This is a genomic window from Streptomyces sp. NPDC029159 (genome assembly GCF_055564055.1).
On record NZ_JBVHWT010000005.1, the window covers coordinates 396,396 to 412,277 of the forward strand.

14 protein-coding genes are annotated in these 15,882 nt (G+C 72.4%); 8 read left to right on the forward strand and 6 right to left on the reverse strand.

The genetic code is table 11. The annotated features are described in order from the left end of the window. Together ACZ4U4_RS14055 and ACZ4U4_RS14060 are read right to left on the reverse strand one after the other, a co-directional pair. On the reverse strand, positions 1-1,038 hold a 1,038-nt coding region (locus ACZ4U4_RS14055; protein ID WP_467872959.1), incomplete at its 3' end, for an RICIN domain-containing protein. 67 nt (positions 1,039-1,105) lie between these two features. Next, the gene (locus ACZ4U4_RS14060; RefSeq protein ID WP_467872962.1) at positions 1,106-1,825 is read right to left on the reverse strand and encodes a hypothetical protein; all 720 of its coding nucleotides are present in this window, start codon (positions 1,823-1,825) and stop codon (positions 1,106-1,108) included. A 424-nt stretch (positions 1,826-2,249) separates the two neighbouring features. Between ACZ4U4_RS14060 and ACZ4U4_RS14065 the strand changes: the two genes are divergently transcribed. Further along, positions 2,250-3,350: a hypothetical protein gene (locus ACZ4U4_RS14065; RefSeq protein ID WP_467872964.1), complete on the forward strand. Its 1,101-nt coding sequence runs from the start codon at positions 2,250-2,252 to the stop codon at positions 3,348-3,350. A gap of 44 nt (positions 3,351-3,394) precedes the next feature. Continuing rightward, on the forward strand, positions 3,395-3,883 hold the full coding sequence (locus ACZ4U4_RS14070) for a hypothetical protein (protein WP_467872966.1): 489 nt from the start codon (positions 3,395-3,397) through the stop codon (positions 3,881-3,883). Positions 3,884-3,936: 53 nt separating this feature from the next. Here the strand turns inward: ACZ4U4_RS14070 and ACZ4U4_RS14075 are convergent, their stop codons facing one another. From ACZ4U4_RS14075 to ACZ4U4_RS14085, 3 genes are all read right to left on the reverse strand, one after another. Then, positions 3,937-5,463 carry an NHL domain-containing protein gene (locus ACZ4U4_RS14075; protein WP_467872968.1) on the reverse strand — a complete coding sequence of 509 codons (1,527 nt, stop codon included), beginning with the start codon at positions 5,461-5,463 and terminating at the stop codon, positions 3,937-3,939. 328 nt (positions 5,464-5,791) lie between these two features. Further along, positions 5,792-7,642, reverse strand: coding sequence for a sensor histidine kinase (locus tag ACZ4U4_RS14080; RefSeq protein ID WP_467872970.1), 1,851 nt, complete (start codon positions 7,640-7,642; stop codon positions 5,792-5,794). Between the two features lie 31 nt (positions 7,643-7,673). After that, positions 7,674-8,426 carry a response regulator transcription factor gene (locus ACZ4U4_RS14085; protein ID WP_467872973.1) on the reverse strand — a complete coding sequence of 251 codons (753 nt, stop codon included), beginning with the start codon at positions 8,424-8,426 and terminating at the stop codon, positions 7,674-7,676. Between the two features lie 111 nt (positions 8,427-8,537). On the opposite strand from ACZ4U4_RS14085, the gene ACZ4U4_RS14090 reads away from it, so the two are divergent. The 6 genes from ACZ4U4_RS14090 to ACZ4U4_RS14115 all read left to right on the forward strand — a co-directional run bounded on the left by ACZ4U4_RS14090 (position 8,538) and on the right by ACZ4U4_RS14115 (position 14,210). Continuing rightward, complete coding sequence (locus ACZ4U4_RS14090; RefSeq protein ID WP_467872975.1) at positions 8,538-9,179, forward strand: hypothetical protein; 642 nt, start codon at positions 8,538-8,540, stop codon at positions 9,177-9,179. After that, a complete protein-coding gene (locus ACZ4U4_RS14095; protein ID WP_467872978.1) occupies positions 9,166-10,296 on the forward strand; it encodes an efflux RND transporter periplasmic adaptor subunit in 1,131 nt (376 codons plus the stop codon). Before ACZ4U4_RS14090 ends, ACZ4U4_RS14095 begins: the two co-directional genes overlap by 14 nt. Beyond that, positions 10,293-11,054 (forward strand): ABC transporter ATP-binding protein, encoded by a 762-nt coding sequence (locus ACZ4U4_RS14100; RefSeq protein WP_467872980.1) that lies wholly within the window; start codon positions 10,293-10,295, stop codon positions 11,052-11,054. The genes ACZ4U4_RS14095 and ACZ4U4_RS14100 overlap by 4 nt, the downstream gene beginning before the upstream one ends. Next, on the forward strand, positions 11,051-12,295 hold the full coding sequence (locus tag ACZ4U4_RS14105; RefSeq protein ID WP_467872983.1) for an ABC transporter permease: 1,245 nt from the start codon (positions 11,051-11,053) through the stop codon (positions 12,293-12,295). The genes ACZ4U4_RS14100 and ACZ4U4_RS14105 overlap by 4 nt, the downstream gene beginning before the upstream one ends. Positions 12,296-12,396: 101 nt before the next feature. Next, entirely contained in the window at positions 12,397-13,230 is an 834-nt protein-coding gene (locus tag ACZ4U4_RS14110) for a class I SAM-dependent methyltransferase (RefSeq protein WP_467872986.1), read from the forward strand. A 122-nt stretch (positions 13,231-13,352) separates the two neighbouring features. Continuing rightward, a complete protein-coding gene (locus tag ACZ4U4_RS14115) occupies positions 13,353-14,210 on the forward strand; it encodes a class I SAM-dependent methyltransferase (protein ID WP_467872988.1) in 858 nt (285 codons plus the stop codon). A gap of 354 nt (positions 14,211-14,564) precedes the next feature. Here the strand turns inward: ACZ4U4_RS14115 and ACZ4U4_RS14120 are convergent, their stop codons facing one another. Continuing rightward, positions 14,565-15,860 (reverse strand): glycoside hydrolase family 27 protein, encoded by a 1,296-nt coding sequence (locus ACZ4U4_RS14120; protein ID WP_467872991.1) that lies wholly within the window; start codon positions 15,858-15,860, stop codon positions 14,565-14,567. Between the last annotated feature and the right edge of the window lie 22 nt (positions 15,861-15,882).

Genomic DNA, 15,882 nt, shown 5'->3' on the forward strand with positions numbered 1-15,882 from the left:
GAGGAACCGCGGATGCTTCTCGGCCAGCCACCCGCCCGCCTGACCGCCGTGTCCGAACGCCTTGAGGACCAGCTTCCCGCCGGCGGGCCCGAACGCCCCGGCCTCGTCGCGGGCGGAGACCCGGACCCCGTCGGCGGCCAGCACGACGACATCGGGCGTGCCGTCGCCCGTCGTGTCCACGACGGTCCACAGATCCTTGGGGCTCGGGGAGGGCGCGGGCTTGTGGAGAACCCGCTCCTCGTCGTCGAATGTCCCGTCGCCCCGGCCCGACGCCGTCACGGCGCCCTTGCCGGGCTTGAGCCCGACGATGTCCTGCTGCCCCGTCCCCGCGGTGTCGGCGAGGAACCGCGCTCCGGCCCCGGCCCACCAGCCCAGCTGCCCGCCGGGGGATCGGGTGGCCCCTTCGCTCTTCCAGCCGCCGGCGTCCTGGTCGCTCCCGAACTGTTCGAGGACCAGTAGCAGGTCGCTGAAGGCGGGCGCGGCACCAGGCACCGGACGCAGCGCGGCCGACCGGGCCAGCCGCCAGGACCGGCGGCCGTTCCAGTGGCTCAGCGGCGCCCAGCGCAGCACGAGGTCGCTGGTGCGCTCGGGCTCGGCCGGGACGAACCGCCAGCGCTGGCTCGCCGCGTCCTCGTCGTACTCGCGCAGGACGATCCGGGTGTCGTCCTCGCCGGGCTCGTCGAGGTCGAGAACGGTGCCGTCGGCCGCGCCCTCGATGCAGTAGAGGCCCGCCGCGCCCTCCACGGGGACGAGGTGCCACTGCTGGCCCTTCTTCCCCGCTGCGGCGTTCCACTGGCGGACCCCGCCGTTCGCGGCGGCGTTGTCGAGCACCTTGCCGCTGTCCGCGTTGCGGATCACATAGGCCGGATCGCCCTGGGCGGCGGGGGTGAGCTGCCACTGCTCCGGGCTCGGGCCGTCATCGGGGAAGTCGCGGACGACGAGCGCCCCGTCCGCGCCCGGCGCGGCCTTGGCGCCGAGGGACTTCCCCGTGGCGGCGTTGACGATCTCCAGTTTCAGTTCTTCCGTGGGCACGGACATCGTGGTGCCTCTTCCAGGCGGTACGGGAGCGGACTCGGGACGGGTGGGGTACGGCGGTGGCCGCGGCTCACGTGAAGACGTGGTGGTACGGGACGCTCCACTCGTTGGGCAGCCGCGGGTAGAAGGTGTTGATGACCGTCCCGGTGAAGTCGCCGCCCCAGTTGTAGGTCAGCCGCACCTCGCTGTTGGCCGTCACCGCATGGTCCTTGAACCCGAGAATCGCGTCGGGGTGGGTGATCGGCACGAAGGTGATGCCGCCCCACGGCGTCACCGTGACGACCCAGAGCTGGGTGTCCTCGGGCGCGCCGTTCTTCCCCCGCCACTTGTCGCCGACCTTGTCCGGGAGGCCGACCTGGACGGTGTCGGCCGTGCTCTTCGGGGCGTCCTGATGGACGGTGATGCGGCGGCGCCGCGGCTTCGGCGCGCCGTCGTCGCCGCGCCCGCCGTCGGCCGCACCCGCGGCGGCGGGCTTGGGCGTCACCTGGCCCGCGGCGCTCTCCAGGAAGTACAGCGGCCGCTGCCCGAAGAAGCCGGCGGGGGTGAGGTACCAGAGATGGCCCTGCGCCTCCTTGGTGGCCGGGTCGAGCGCGGTGGCCAGCTGGACGCCCTTGTCGTGGCTCTCCTCCTTCAGCTCGGCGGGCTTCAGATAGCCGCCGTTGAAGGCGTGGACGAGCATGACCGGGCGGTTCTCGATCAGCGCCGCCACGATGGCGTTGTCATAACTGTTCACCGCCACCGGGCCGCCGACCACCAAATTCGACATCGCCGTGCGTTCTTGGGTGTACATCGCGGAAACCTCACCTGGTCTGGAGTATGGAGAACAACGCGTCGGTCGCTCGGTTGAGCCGGATATCACGCGGCATTTACCGCATGCCTCGTCGCCCCCGTCCCGAGCGGCACGGAGAACGAATGGATGGCTGAGGGATGCCCCTTCCCGCGGCGACCACGAAGGCCGTGGCGCCCGCGGACAGGGCTGCCGGTAAGCCGTCGACCGGGTGATCAACGGGGTATCAACGTACCGTTGTTCCAGGGGAGTTGAGGGAGATCCGCGAACCTCATTCACCCGTTCGAGGGTGTTGGACGGAGGTGCCTTCTGCGTCGATGGGGCCCGTGCTAGCTTCGATTTTCGGAACGCGCACAGATTCCTGTTGATATTTCACCGAGCACGTTTTCATCAAGCACGGTTCGGCCAGACCAGTCGAGGACGGGGAATGCCTTCCAACGCGTACAACCTGGAACGGGCCAAGCGCCAGCCACTGACCAAGAAAAACCTGCGGGAACTGAATATCGACCAGACCTGGCAGTCCATTCTGGACCACCCCAACCTGGTCTATGTCGACGACTACGGTGTGCAGCACAAGCCCGTCGGGTTCTCCCTGAACAAGTCGAGTTTCGGCAATTTCTCCGGCTCCGCGTTCAAACTGGGCTGGCTCGCCTACATGAACCTCGGGGAACCACTGATCGAGGAGCGGGCCGACATCGGCCAGCCCCCGCCCGACACGTTCTCCTCACGCGCCTATGTCAACCGCAGTCAGACCTCCAAGATGACCTTCACCGACTCGGTCGATTTCACCGTGTCCAACGGGGTCACCTGGTCACTCAGCGGGGACGCCAAGCTCACTTTCGGCGGCAGCGTCAGCGCGGCGCTCCAGCTCCAACTGCAGAACCAGCTCCGCCTGGACCTGCAATCGCAGCTCCAGGCGCAGTGCCAGAACGAGATGGCGAACCGGAGCACGGACACCACCACCCAGAAGAACAGCAAGGACAGCGTGGGCACGGACCACGCCCACGCCACCGAGACGTCCACGAGGAATTCCGCGACGAATACCTCGACCAACTCGGTGACGAACTCGGTGGGTTTCACGACCACGGGCAGCGCCACGGGAACCGCCACCCTCAACGCTCAGTTGGCGCTGGGCATCGCGGCCACCGTCGGCGGCTCCCTGACCACCACCTGGTCCTCGAAATCCCAGATCTCCGGCGAGGTCCCGCCGGGCTCCCGGGTGACGACCCTCGTCACTCAGCGGCGTGCCCACAAGCAGTACACCTACGAAATCCCGGTGACCTTCTCCGGTTTGTTCGCGGTGCAGTACGCCGTGCCGGTGGCGGTCCTCTCACCCCCGCAGCCCCGGAGTTACCCCGGCCTCGACCACGTGGTCGCCCGCGACCTCGGTGACATCGACCTGGCGGGCGGCAACGGCTTCCGTATGAAGGGGCTGGCCGAGGTCGTCTCTGCCCTCGATGTCCACCACACGATGTTCGACGACGAGGACCTGACCGACAGCCAACGAGCGCTGCACAAACAGCCTTGACCGGGCGGGCGGCGCCGCCACGACGACGACCAGGGGTGACGACCATGGTGTTCGACAACATCTTCGGCTCGGCAAGCAAAGGTGCGGGCCTCTTCTCCGTAACGACCGACGCGGCCAAGCCACAGCCGGGGGCGGGCGTCGACTTCGAGGACTCCGACGACGACACATACGACGACACGACCACGAGCCTGTTCAACAGCGCCATCCACGGGGCCAACTCCCGCGCGAAGATCGTGCAGGAGACCTCGCCCGAAGCGCGGGCCGTCCTGGGCTTCCTCGGCTCCTTCATCCAGACCACCCAGGACTCGGCCCATACACAGGCTGAGTACGCACGGGATCCCGGCTCGGTGTCCAAGGCGGCGTCCGCCGGTATGCAGGAGTCCAGTGTGACGGTGAAGGAGAACGGCGACCTGCAGAAGGACGAGGACTTGGAGAACATGCCGAAGAGGAGCGATTTCAGCAAGCCGCCCAAGACACCGGAGGCCCCCAAGGCGGCCAAGCCGGACGACGAGGGCTCCTCCGGCGGCAAGTAGCGCAGGCCCCCGAGGGGGCAGGGGCCAGACCGCCCCTGCCCCCTCGTCGTGCGTCATACCGGGAGCAGCTGCCACTGCCGTTCCCGGTGGTCGCCCTCCGCACCGTGCTGCGTGACCGCCGCACGGGCGTTGGTGCCGACCCGCGGGAGCAGACCGCTGCTCCGGTTCGCGATCTCGTACACCCGCGGGGTCTCGGTCGCGGCGCCGACGGGGATCAGCCGCCACTGCTGGTGGTGTGCGTCGCCGCCCTCGTAGGCGCGTTGGGCGACCGCCGCCCCGGGCGCCTGCCCCGCGCCGACGACCTCCACGACCTTGCCGCTGCGGACATTCTCGATCGTGTACAGGACCTCGCCGTTGTCCTGGCCCGCTGCGACCAGCCGCCACCGCTGGCCGTCCCTGGGAGTGGCCAGGGACTGGTGGATCTCGGCCCCGTCCTTGGTCGACTCCCGCTGCACCGCCATCCGCAGCCTGCTGCGGACGTTGGCCCAGGAGACGACTGCGCCCGAATCGGGCAGCCCGGCCAGCTTCGGGGAGGCGATCTTCCGGATGCGGCAGTTGGCGTGGTCGGCGAGGTAGAGGGCGTCGACGCAGTCCACGGCGAGTCCGAACGGGCGGTTCAGCTGGGCCGAGGCGGGCGGTCCGTCGTCGCCGCCGAAGCCCGCGGCGCCCGTCCCGGCGACCATGGTGATCGTGCCGTCCGCCGCGACCTTGCGGATGCGGTGGTTGCCGTAGTCGGAGACGTAGAGGGCGCCGGTGCTGTCCCTCGCGACGGACACCGGGGTGTTCAGCCGGGCGGCGGTCGCCGGGCCGTCGTCGCCGCTGAAGCCCGCGGTGCCCGCGCCGGCGACCGTGCTGATCTCTCCGTCGGCCGTGATCTTCCGGATCCGGTGGTTGCCGGCGTCGGCGAGGTAGAGAGCGTCCGTGTCGTCCACCATGAGTCCGTGCGGGCGGTTCAGCTGGGCGGCGGCCGCAGGACCGCCGTCTCCCTTGAACCCGCCGGAGCCGTTCCCCGCAACCGTGCTGATCTTCCCGTCCGTAGTGATCTTCCGGATCCGGTGATTGTGGTACTCGGAGACATAGAGGGCGCCGGTGCTGTCGATCGCCACCCCCGTCGGGAGGTTCAGCCGGGCGGCGGTGGCGGGGCCGCCGTCACCGCTGAACCCCGCGACGCCCGCCCCGGCGACCGTGGTGATCTTTCCGTCGGCGGTGATCCTGCGGATCCGGTGGTTGTTGGCGTCGGCGACGTAGACAGCGCCCGAGCGGTCCACCGCCACCTCACGCGGGTAGTTCAACTGGGCCGCCGAGGCTGGGCCGTTGTCGCCGCCGGAGCCCGCGGCGCCGGTGCCCGCGACCGTGCTGATCTTCCCGTCCGTGGTGAGCTTGCGGATCCGGTGGTTGCTGTAGTCGGAGATGTAGAGGGCGCCGGTGCCGTCCACCGCGACCCCGTACGGGGAGTTCAACTGAGCCGAGACGGCCCGCTCGCCGTCCCCCTTGAACCCCGCGACCCCGGTCCCCGCGACCGTGCTGATCGGAGGGGTGGAACCCGCACCATCCGTGGCTGCCGCGTGGTCATCGCTCATCGTCGTCCCTTCGTCAACCCGCCCGCTACGGACGGTTGTTGGATGACTCCAGAAAGTCATGCAAAGGGTCGGGGTGCAAGATCTCTTTCGGGTGATCCCGAGGGGGCGGTTGACTGCGCCGCACCGGAGCGACGGAGTTTCCGCAGGCTCGTCGGCTCACCTGGCGCGAGGGACGCCGCGATCGGTACCGGAATCATCAGATCGATCACCGCGGGCAGGAAGCCGGCCCCGGTGCGTGCGCGGACTCGTCCTTGACATGACCGGACCCTGCGGGAGCCACGGCACCGGTAAGGCCCCCTGCCCGGCGCCCCCGACAACGCACCCGCCGTCAGGCCCCACCGCCGCGCTCCGGCCCGGGGGCCTCCCGGGCCGACGGGAGGGTGAGCCGGAAGACGGCCCCCGCGCCCGGGGCGCTGTGTGCCGTGATGGTGCCGCCGTGGGCCTCCGCGAGTTTGCGGACGATCGAGAGGCCCAGGCCGCTGCCGCCGGTCTGTCTGCTGCGGGACTTCTCGGCGCGCCAGAAACGGTCGAAGACGTGCGGGAGTTCGTCCGGCGCGATGCCCGTTCCCGTGTCCGCCACCTCGATCCGTACGGAGCCCTCCGCCGCCCGCGCGCGGAGGGTCACCGTGCCGCCGCGGGGTGTGTGGCGGATCGCGTTGGAGAGCAGATTGCCGGTCATCTGCCGGAGCCGGACCGGGTCCGCGTCCACGGGCGGCACCTCGTCGGCGGTGACGGTGAGCCGCACTCCGGCCGCGTCCGCGTCGGCGCGGTGGGCGGTCGCGGTCTGCGCCAGCACGTCCGCGACGGCCACCGGCACCTTCGACAGCCGTAGCTCGCCCGCGTCGGCCGCCGACAGATCACGCAGGTCGTCGATGATGTGCTGCAACAGCAGGGCCTCCTCCAGCACGGAGGCCAGCAGCTCCGCGTCGTTGTCGACGACGCCGTCCGACGCCGCCTCCAGCCAGCCCCGGATGTTGCTCAGCGGCGTACGCAGCTCGTGTGCCACGTCGCTGACCATCGCCTTGCGGAGCCGCTCCAGCTCCGCGCGCCGCCCGGCCATCGTGTTGAAAGCGGCCGACAGCCGCCCGATCTCGTCACCGCCGACCACCCGCACCTGGGCGGACGCATCGCCGTCCGTCAGCCGCTGCACCGCGGCGGTCAGCGCGCGCAGCGGACGCACCAGCCGGATGCCCGCCAGGACGGTGACGGCGACGGTCACCAGCAACACCAGCGCTGCGCCCCCGGCGATCCGCGCCTTGTTGGCCGGGGACAGGGAGAAGAAGGTGGTCGCGGTGCGGGCCGGCGTGGAGACGTACAGCTGCGCGGCGGGCGCCACGTACGGGGCGAGTTGTTCCGCGCGGCCGGTGGCGAGGCACGAGGAGACCAGGGGGCCGCCGGACCAGCGGCCGGTGGCCGCCGGTCGCCCCTCGCCGTCGAGCGTGAGGGTCGCGGGGTGCGCGCCGCGGTGGGCGAGGCAGGAGTTGACGAGGGTGCTGAGCGCGGTGAGCGCCTTCCGCTCGGTGGGGGTCGGCTCGCGGCTGAGGGCCGTGGTGGGGCAGGCGGGGGCGGCGCTCGTGGCCGGCGGCACCAGACGGGGCCGCCCGCTCGGCAACCGCTCGATGCGGACCTCGGTGCCGGTGGTCTCGTGCAGACAGCTCTGAAGGCGCGAGGCGCGGCCGTCCAGGGTGGCGCGTTCGTCCCGGGGCAGCAGGAACGGGCCCACCGCCCGCGCGTCGATCCGGTCGCCCGCCGAGCGGGGCAGCAGGTCGGGGTCGACGGCGAGCGGGTCGATGACGGCGGTGGGTTTGGCGGGCCGCCGGAACGGCACGCCGGGCTCCGGGTCGGAGTCGGCGACCGGCTGCGGCCGGCCCCGGCTGGTCAGCACGATGCGGTGGCCGGTCAGGCGGGCGAGGGCGGCCACCGTGGTGCCCGCGTCCGACCAGTCCGGGTGCCGGGCCGCGTAGCCGAGCAGCACGTCGTACGCCTTGGCCTCGTCGGCCAGCGCCTGGCCCTGCTCCTGACGGATGGCGACCGCCGTCATCCGGACGACGACGTACGCGGTGGCGGCGACCGAGCAGACGGAGACGACCACGGAGACGGCCAGCAGCCGCAGCAGCAGACTGCGGCGCAGCGCCCTCGGCGCACGGCGCCAACGGATCCGTGGGCGCGACGGGTTCACCACTGTGGCGCCGCCCCGGCGCCGGGGCGGCTCAGCGCCCACGGTGCGCGTCCCGGCGGCCCTCGGCGGGCGGCTCCTCGTCGACGAGTTTGTAGCCGACGCCGTAGACCGTCAGGAGGCGGCGGGCGCGGCGGGGGTCCTGTTCGATCTTCTTGCGGAGGTTCATGACGTGGACGTCCACGGTCCGGGCGGTGATGTAGCGGTCGATGCCGTGCAGCCGTTCCAGGATCTGCGCCCGGGTGAAGACCTGCCCCGGCCGCGACGCCAGCACCTCAAGCAGCCGGAACTCGCCCGGTGTGCAGTGGACACGGCGGCCGTGGGCCCACACCTCGTGGCGCCCTGGGTCCACGGTCAGCGGCCCGGACCGCAGCACGGGGTCGGGCGCGGGCGTCGCCGGGGCGCCGCCCGTCCGGCCGCCGCGCCGCAGCAGCGACCGGGCGCGGGCCATCAGTTCCCGCGGGCTGAACGGTTTGGTCAGGTAGTCGTCCGCGCCCAGGTCCAGGCCGAGCAGCAGGTCGTCCTCGGTGGAACGGGCGGTCAGCATCATCACCGGCAGGGCCGCGAGCTCCGTCTCCGCGCGCACGATCCGGCACACGTCGAGGCCGTCGATGTGCGGCATCATCACATCGAGGATCAGCAGATCCGGTGGCCGGCGCCGGAGTTCGGCGAGCGCCGCCGGCCCGTCGTGCACCACGACCACGTCGTGGCCCTCGTGTTCCAGATAGCGGCGGATCAGATCCGCCTGTTTCGCGTCGTCCTCGGCGACGACCACATGCGCGCACATGCGGTGAGTCTAGGAACGCCGGGCGCCGCGCCGGGCCACCGGACCAGGCCCCTATCGGGACGCCATGAGTTCCTGACAGCTTCCTGACAAGTCGTCGTGATGCTGGGCGGCATGCAGAAGACCCCAACTCTCTCTCCCTCGGTCCGTACCACCGCGCTCGCCGTCTGCACGCTCCTCGCCGCGACCGTGCTGACCGCCTGCGGTACGGGCGGTGCATCCGGCGCCAAGGCCGCCGACGACGGTGTCTCGACCCTGGAATCGGGAAGCCCGGCGGCCGGTGGGTCCGGCTCCTCGGAGGCGTCGAAGGCCGACTCCAAGCGGCCCCGGGAGCGTATGGACTCCACGGAGGAGGAGAAGGACAAGCTCCTCAACGCCTACCACGCCTGCCTCCAGGCCCACGGCGTCCCCATGAACACCAAGCGGGCCGAATCGGCGGGCGCCAAGCAGGCGTGGCCGGTGCAGGGCAAGGAGATCGAGGCGAAGTACAAGTCGTCCTTCGACGCGTGTCTGGTGAAGAAGCCCCTGCCGCCCCGTGAGCTGGACTCGGCGGTCAACCCGCACTACACGGACCAGTACCGCGCCTACGTGAAGTGCCTCAACGGCAAGGGCATGCGGGTCCACATGACCCAGGACGAGCACGGCGTCGCGAACGGCTGGACGTACAACGACAACGGCGGCAACGCGCTCTCCGAGGCCGAGCAGAGCAAGGCCGACGCGGCGTGTGTGAAGGAGTCCTTCCGTGTCGAGCACTGACAGCGCACCGGTGCCCGGCCGCCGCCGGGGCAGGCGCGTCGCGGTGGTGGCGGCGGCCCTGGTGGTGCTCGCCGGGGGCGCCGCCGGTGCGGTGGCGCTGTCCGCGCACGGCCGGGACCAGCAGCCCAAGGAGGCCGGCGCCCCCTCCGCGGGGACGACCAAGATCGTGCGGAGGGACCTCGCCGACAGCAAGACGCTCGCCGGCACCCTCGGCTTCGCCGGCCGGCGGACCGTCAAGGGCACGGGCAAGGGCCTGGTGACCAGGCTGCCGAAGACGGACACACCGGTCGCCCGCGGCAAGCCGCTGTACTGGGTCGACGACCGGCCCGTGATGGTGTTCTTCGGCGACACCCCCTTCTTCCGCACCCTCGGCACCGCGGGGACCGGCGGGCGGGACGTGACCGTGCTCGCCGACAACCTCAAGGCGCTCGGCTACGACACCGGCCCCACCCCTCGTACGAGCGGCCACGCCGACGGCGCGGAACCCGGCACCGAACTGACCCCCGCGCTGCTCGCCGCGCTCAAGCGCTGGCAGCACGACACCGGCCAGCAGGAGACCGGGAAGCTCGCCCCCGACCAGGTCGTCGTGGTGCCCGGACCGCACCGGGTCAGCGCCGTCAAGGCGCAGCTCGGGGACCCGGCGGCGGAGGAGGTGCTGACCCTCACCTCCGTCCGCAAGCGGGTCCAGGTGAAGATGGAGGCGCAGGAATCCGGCCCGGTCCACAAGGGCGACCACGTCACCCTCACCCTGCCCGACACCAAGACCGTGCCGGGCAAGGTCACCTCGATCGGACAGACCGTGCAGGGCGGAACCGAGGAGGACGCCGGGGGCACACCGTCCGACGCCACGCTCCAGGTCACGGTCGAGCCGGTGGACAGCGCCGTGGTGAAGGACCTCAGCTCGGCGCCCGTCCAGGTCACCTTCACGGCGGAGCAGCGCAAGCAGGTGCTCGCCGTTCCGGTCGGCGCGCTGCTGGCACTGCGGGAGGGCGGCTACGCGCTCCAGCGCCCCGGCGGCACGCTCGTCGCCGTCAAGACCGGGCTGTTCGCGAAGGGCATGGTCGAGGTCTCGGGCACCGGCGTCAAGGAGGGCGACACGGTGGTGACGACGTCATGAGCCTGCCGCACACCACGCCGGTCGCCGAGGACACGGCGGCCGGCGCCCCTCTCGTCCTCCGCACCGGCCCGCCCGTCCTGACCGTCCGGAACGCGACGAAGGCGTACCACGGCGGCGTCAAGGCGCTCGACGACGTCTCGCTCACCATCGGCGAGGGCGAACTGCTCGCCATCGTCGGCCCGTCCGGTTCCGGCAAATCGACGCTGCTGAACATCATGGGCACCCTCGACCTGCCGACCGGCGGCTCCGTCGAGATCGGCGGCCAGGACCCGGCCCGGCTGTCCGACCGCCGTCTGTCGGCGCTGCGCGGACGCTGGCTCGGCTTCGTCTTCCAGCAGTTCCACCTCACCGAGGGCCTGAGCGCGGCGGAGAACGTCGCCACCGGACTGCTGTACGCGGGGGTGCCGCGCCGGGAGCGCAGACCGCTGGCGCTCGCCGCGCTGGAACGCGTCGGGCTCGGCCACCGCACCGGGCATCTGCCGCACCAGCTCTCGGGCGGTGAACGCCAGCGGGTGGCCATCGCCCGCGCCCTGGTCAACCGGCCCGCGCTGGTCCTCGCCGACGAGCCGACCGGTGCCCTCGACACCGCCAACAGCAAGGCCGTGCTCGACCTGCTCATCCGGCTGAACGCCGAGGGCACCACCATCGCGGTCATCACCCACGAACGGGACCTCGCGGCCCGTCTCCCGCGCCGGGTCGAGATCCGCGACGGCCGCATCGTCGCCGACACCGCAGCACACACCGGGGGCCCGCAGTGACACGCTCCGACACCCTCCCCGACCCGGCCGCCCCGGACGCCGACCCCAGCCGCCCGGTCCGGCTCGCCCCCTCCGACGTGCTGCGCCTGGGCCTGCTCGGCATCCGCACCCGCCGGATGCGCGCCGCGCTCTCCGCGCTCGGCATCTCCATCGGCATCGCCACCCTGATCCTGGTGACCAGCATTCCGGCCGCCAGCCAGCGCCACCTCGACCAGCAGCTGTCCGCCCTGGGCACGAACACGCTGCGCGCCGAGCCGATGCCCGACCAGAAACCGCCCATTCTCCTCCCCGCGGAGGCCCCGGACATGGTCCGGCGGATCGGCCCGGTCACCCATGCCAGCGCGGTCGCCAACACCCATGCGACGGTGCGCCGTTCGGACCGTACCGACCCCAACGACGGACTGGGCCTGACGGTGCTCGCGGCCCGCACCGACCTGCTGTCCGCGGTGAACGGCAAGGTCCGCTCCGGTACGTTCCTGAAGGCCGCGACCGACGCCTTCCCGACGGTCGTCCTCGGCTACGAAGCGGCGGCCCGGCTCGGCATCCCGCGTCTGACCCCCGGCCAGGAGCCGCCCCAAGTCATCATCAACCAGACGTACTTCACCGTCGTCGGCGTCCTCGGACCGATGAAGCTCGCCCCCGACCTGGAACGCTCCGTGCTGGTGGGCTGGGGCGCGGCCAAGAAGGAACTGCACTTCGACGGCCATCCGACGGTCATCTACACGACGGCACGCGAGGACGCCGTCGAGGATGTCGCCGCGGTGCTGGGGGCCACCGTCCACCCGGAGGCCCCCGGCCTGATCCAGGTCAGCCGCCCCTCCGACGCCCTGACCGCGAAACGCGCCACCGCGGCGACGTTCTCGGCCCTCTTTCTCGGCCTCGCGGGCGTCGCCCTGCTGGTCGGCGGCGTCGGCGTCGCCAACACGATGTACATCTCCGTACTGGAACGCCGCCGGGAGATCGGCCTCCGCCGGGCCCTGGGCGCCCACCGCGGCCAGATCCGCGGCCAGTTCCTCACCGAGTCGGTCGCCCTCTCCCTCCTGGGCGGCCTCCTGGGCACCGTCGTGGGCGTCCTGGCCTCCCTCGCCTACGCCACCTACCAGGGCTGGCCCCCCGTCGTCCCCCTCTCCGCGATCGGCGCCGGCACGGCCGGGGCGGTCGTGATCGGGGTGGTGGCGGGCGTGTATCCGTCGATGCGCGCGGCGGGGGTGGCACCGACGGAGGCGCTGGGCGGGGGCTGAGAGGCCGGAACCGTCACCCGCGCTCCCCGCCCGGCGTTGTCCCCGTCGAGCGGTCCCCGTGGACGGGCCGCGTACGGCGGTTTCCAGGAGGTGTGGCACGGATGGCGGAGAGTGCTGAGGGGACGGGTCCCGCCATGCGGCCCGTGGTGCGGGAGACCTACGGGCCGCGGGATCTGGGCGGTCAGCCGATCTTCGGCGGCGGGTTCATCAACTTCGGGTACTGGCGCGCCGTCGATCCGGACGGCCCGCTCGGGGAGGCGGAGCGGGTCCGCAGCCAGGAGGACCTGTACCGGCACGTCCTGGACACCGCCGCGCCGCGCCCGGGCGCCCGCGCGTTGGAGGTGGGCTGCGGGCTGGGCATGGGGTGCGTGGTGATGCTGCGGGAGTACGGGTGCGCCGTCACCGGGATGGACATCCATCCGCAGCAGCTGAGCCGGGCGCGCGCGGCCCACGCGGAGCTGCTGCGGGCCGAGCCGGAGCGGCTGCGGTTCGTCCGGGGCGCCGCCGAGCGGATGCCGTGCGCGGACGGCGAGTTCGACGTGGTGGTCAGCGTGGAGGCGGCGCAGCACTTCCCGGATCTCGGGGCCTTCGCCGCGCAGAGCGCGCGGGTGCTGCGGCCCGGCGGCCGGGTGGCGGTCGCCGGTTTCTTCACCGTGGACGATGCTCCGGACCGCCCCGGCCGCCTCGCCCGGCTGCTGGAGAGCTTCGGCAGCGGACTGGACATCGCCCGGCCGGTGCGCGCCCTCACGGACGCGTTCGCGGACGCCGGGCTCGCCGAGGTGTCGGCCGTATCGATCGGGCGGTACGTCTGGCCGGGCTGGGACCGCTGGCTGGCCCGCTGGTGGGCCCCGGACACCTGGCCGCGGAACTTTCTGCGCGCCTATCAGGAAGGGATCCTGGACTACTACGTCGTCACGGCGGACCGGCCGCGGTAGCGGCGCGCGGCGGCTCCCCGTGGGCGGCCCGCGGCGATAGCCTCGCCCGGGCGGCCCGGAGCGCCGCCACCGGCAGGCCGCGGGGCCGGGGCCGGGAGCGGCACACACGAGGAGCGGACGCCGTGGCGGACGAAGCGAACGAGACCCCGGACAGCACCGCCGTACGGGTCGCCCTCTGGCGGGCGCTGCACGTCCGGGCGGACGCGGCGCCCCCGGTCCTCGACGACGAGACCGGGCTGCAACTGGCCGACTCCGAGGACGGGTGGGAGCGGCGCGGCGACATGGACCTGCACGGCACCAGCGGTTTCCGTGCCGCCGTCGTCGCCCGCGCCCGGTTCGTCGAGGACCTCGTCACCGGCCAACTCGCCCGCGGCGTGGGCCAGTACGTCATCCTCGGCGCCGGGCTCGACACCTTCGCCCAGCGCCGCCCGGAGACCGCCGACCGGCTGCGGATCTTCGAGATCGACCAGCCGGGCACCCAGGCGTGGAAGCGGCGCCGCCTCGACGCGCTCGGCTACGGCGTCCCGGACCGGCTGCGGCTGGTGCCGGTCGACTTCGAGGCGGGCGACGACTGGTGGGCGCGGCTGGTCGACGCGGGCTTCGACCCCGCCCGGCCCGCCGTCGTCGCCTGCACCGGCGTCACCATGTACCTCACCGAGGAAGCCGTCACGGCCACCCTGCGCCGCCTCGCCGCGCTCGCCCCGGGCTCGACGCTCGCCATGACGTTCCTGCTGCCCACCGAACTCCTCGACGCCGCCGACCGCCCCGCGCTGGAGGCCACCGCACCGCAGGCGAAGGCCGCCGGAACGCCGTTCCGCAGCTTCTTCACCCCGCAGCGGATGCTGGCGTCGGCCCGGGAGGCCGGTTTCCGGGACGTCCGCCATGTGGCCGGAACCGAACTCGCCGCCCGCTACTTCGCCGACCGGCCCGACGGCCTCCGCCCGTCCAGCGGTGAGGACTTCCTGGTGGCCACCGTCTGACCACCGCCGCCCGCCGAGGCACGGCCCCCGAGACCGCGGAGGACACCCGGGGTCACCCAGGCCGATCTGCTGGGGCTCGGCCGGCGCCCGGTGTTCCTCATCAACGTGCCGATCGGGATCGCCGCGCTGCTGCTCGTCCGGTACGCGGTGCCCGCACCGGCGCCGGACGCCGACCGGATCGACGGGACCGGGTCCGTGCTGGTCGCCGTGGGGCTGGGCGCCCTGCTGATGCTGCCGTTCCTCGCGGTCCGGGCCCGCGTGGGGGCGGTGGGCGCACCGCCGGAGCAGGGCCACGCCGAGGCGTGGCGGCACCGGCGTACGGGCCCGCGGCCTCGCCCGCCGGTGCCGCGCCCGCTACTCCGCGCTCACCCGGTACAGCACCGTCGCGTGCGGGGCGAGCGTGGTGGCGGTGAGCGGGCCGGTGGTGCGGGTGGTGCGGCCGGTGGTCAGATCGCGGACCCGGTAGGAGTGCGCGGCGGGCAGCCCGGCGGCGGTCGCCGTGGTGGACACCGTGCGGGGCGTGTCACCGGAGTTGAACAGCGCCACGGCCCGATCGCCGCCGCGCAGCGGCTTCGACAGCACCGCCGTGTCCTCGTCGTGCCGCACCAGTTCGCCCTGGACGCCCAGCGGGTCCTGGTCGACGGCGATGATCTCCTTGTTGCCGAGGACCCGCAGTGCGGCGGGGGAGAGGTGGGTCAGATCGGTGCTGGAGATCAGCGGCGCGGCCATCACCGCCCACAGCGCCATCTGACTGTGGATCTCCGTTTCGGTCAGCCCCGAGTCACCGGCCAGCAGGAAGTCCGGGTCGTTCCAGCGGCCGGGCCGCTGCAACGCCGCCAACTGGGCGTTGTAGTCGAAGTTGTAGCGGATCGAGGACCACTTCGCGGCCGGGGTGTGCTTCTCCACCGCGATGTCCCGCCCCTCCCGCCAGAGGTTGCCGACCTCCCCGGACCAGCCGATGACCCGGTGCCAGAGCGCATCGCCCTCGTACTGGAAGTACGCCGGGGCGGAGACCGAGAAGGCGATGGGGCGGCCGGTGGCGCGCAGCGCCCGGCTCATCTGCCCGTAGACGTCGTGGTAGGTCTCCTCCTTGGTGCGGCCCGCCGCCGTCGGCACGTTGCAGCCGTCGAACTTCAGGTAGTCGACCTTCCAGCTGGCGAACAGATCGGCGTCCTGCTGGAAGTGGCCGAGGCTGCCCGGATACTTCTCGCAGGTCAGCGTCCCGGCGTCGCCGTAGATGCCGTACTTCAGGCCCATCTTGTGCAACTCCCGCCCGACGTACGCCATCCCGTGCGGGAACTTCGCCGGGTCGGCCACCAACTCGCCCTTCTTGCCACGCTCCTTGAGCGTCCAGCAGTCGTCGACGGTGACGGTGTCGTACCCCTTCGCCGCCAGCCCGGTACGGACCAGCGCCCGGGCGTTGTCGAGGATCACCTTCTCGCTGACGTCGCACATGTAGTACGACCAGTTGTTCCAGCCCATCGGCGGGGTCGGCGTCAGATCGGGGTACCGCTCCGCGCCGTGCCGGGCGGCGGGCGCCGGATCCGCGGACGCCGGGGCGGTGGCCGCGACCAGGCCGGTCGCGCAGAGCGCCGCGGCGGTCAGTGCGACGACGGCACGGCCGGGACGGGAAACCGGAGGAATACGCACAGGGCACCTCACGAGGGACGAA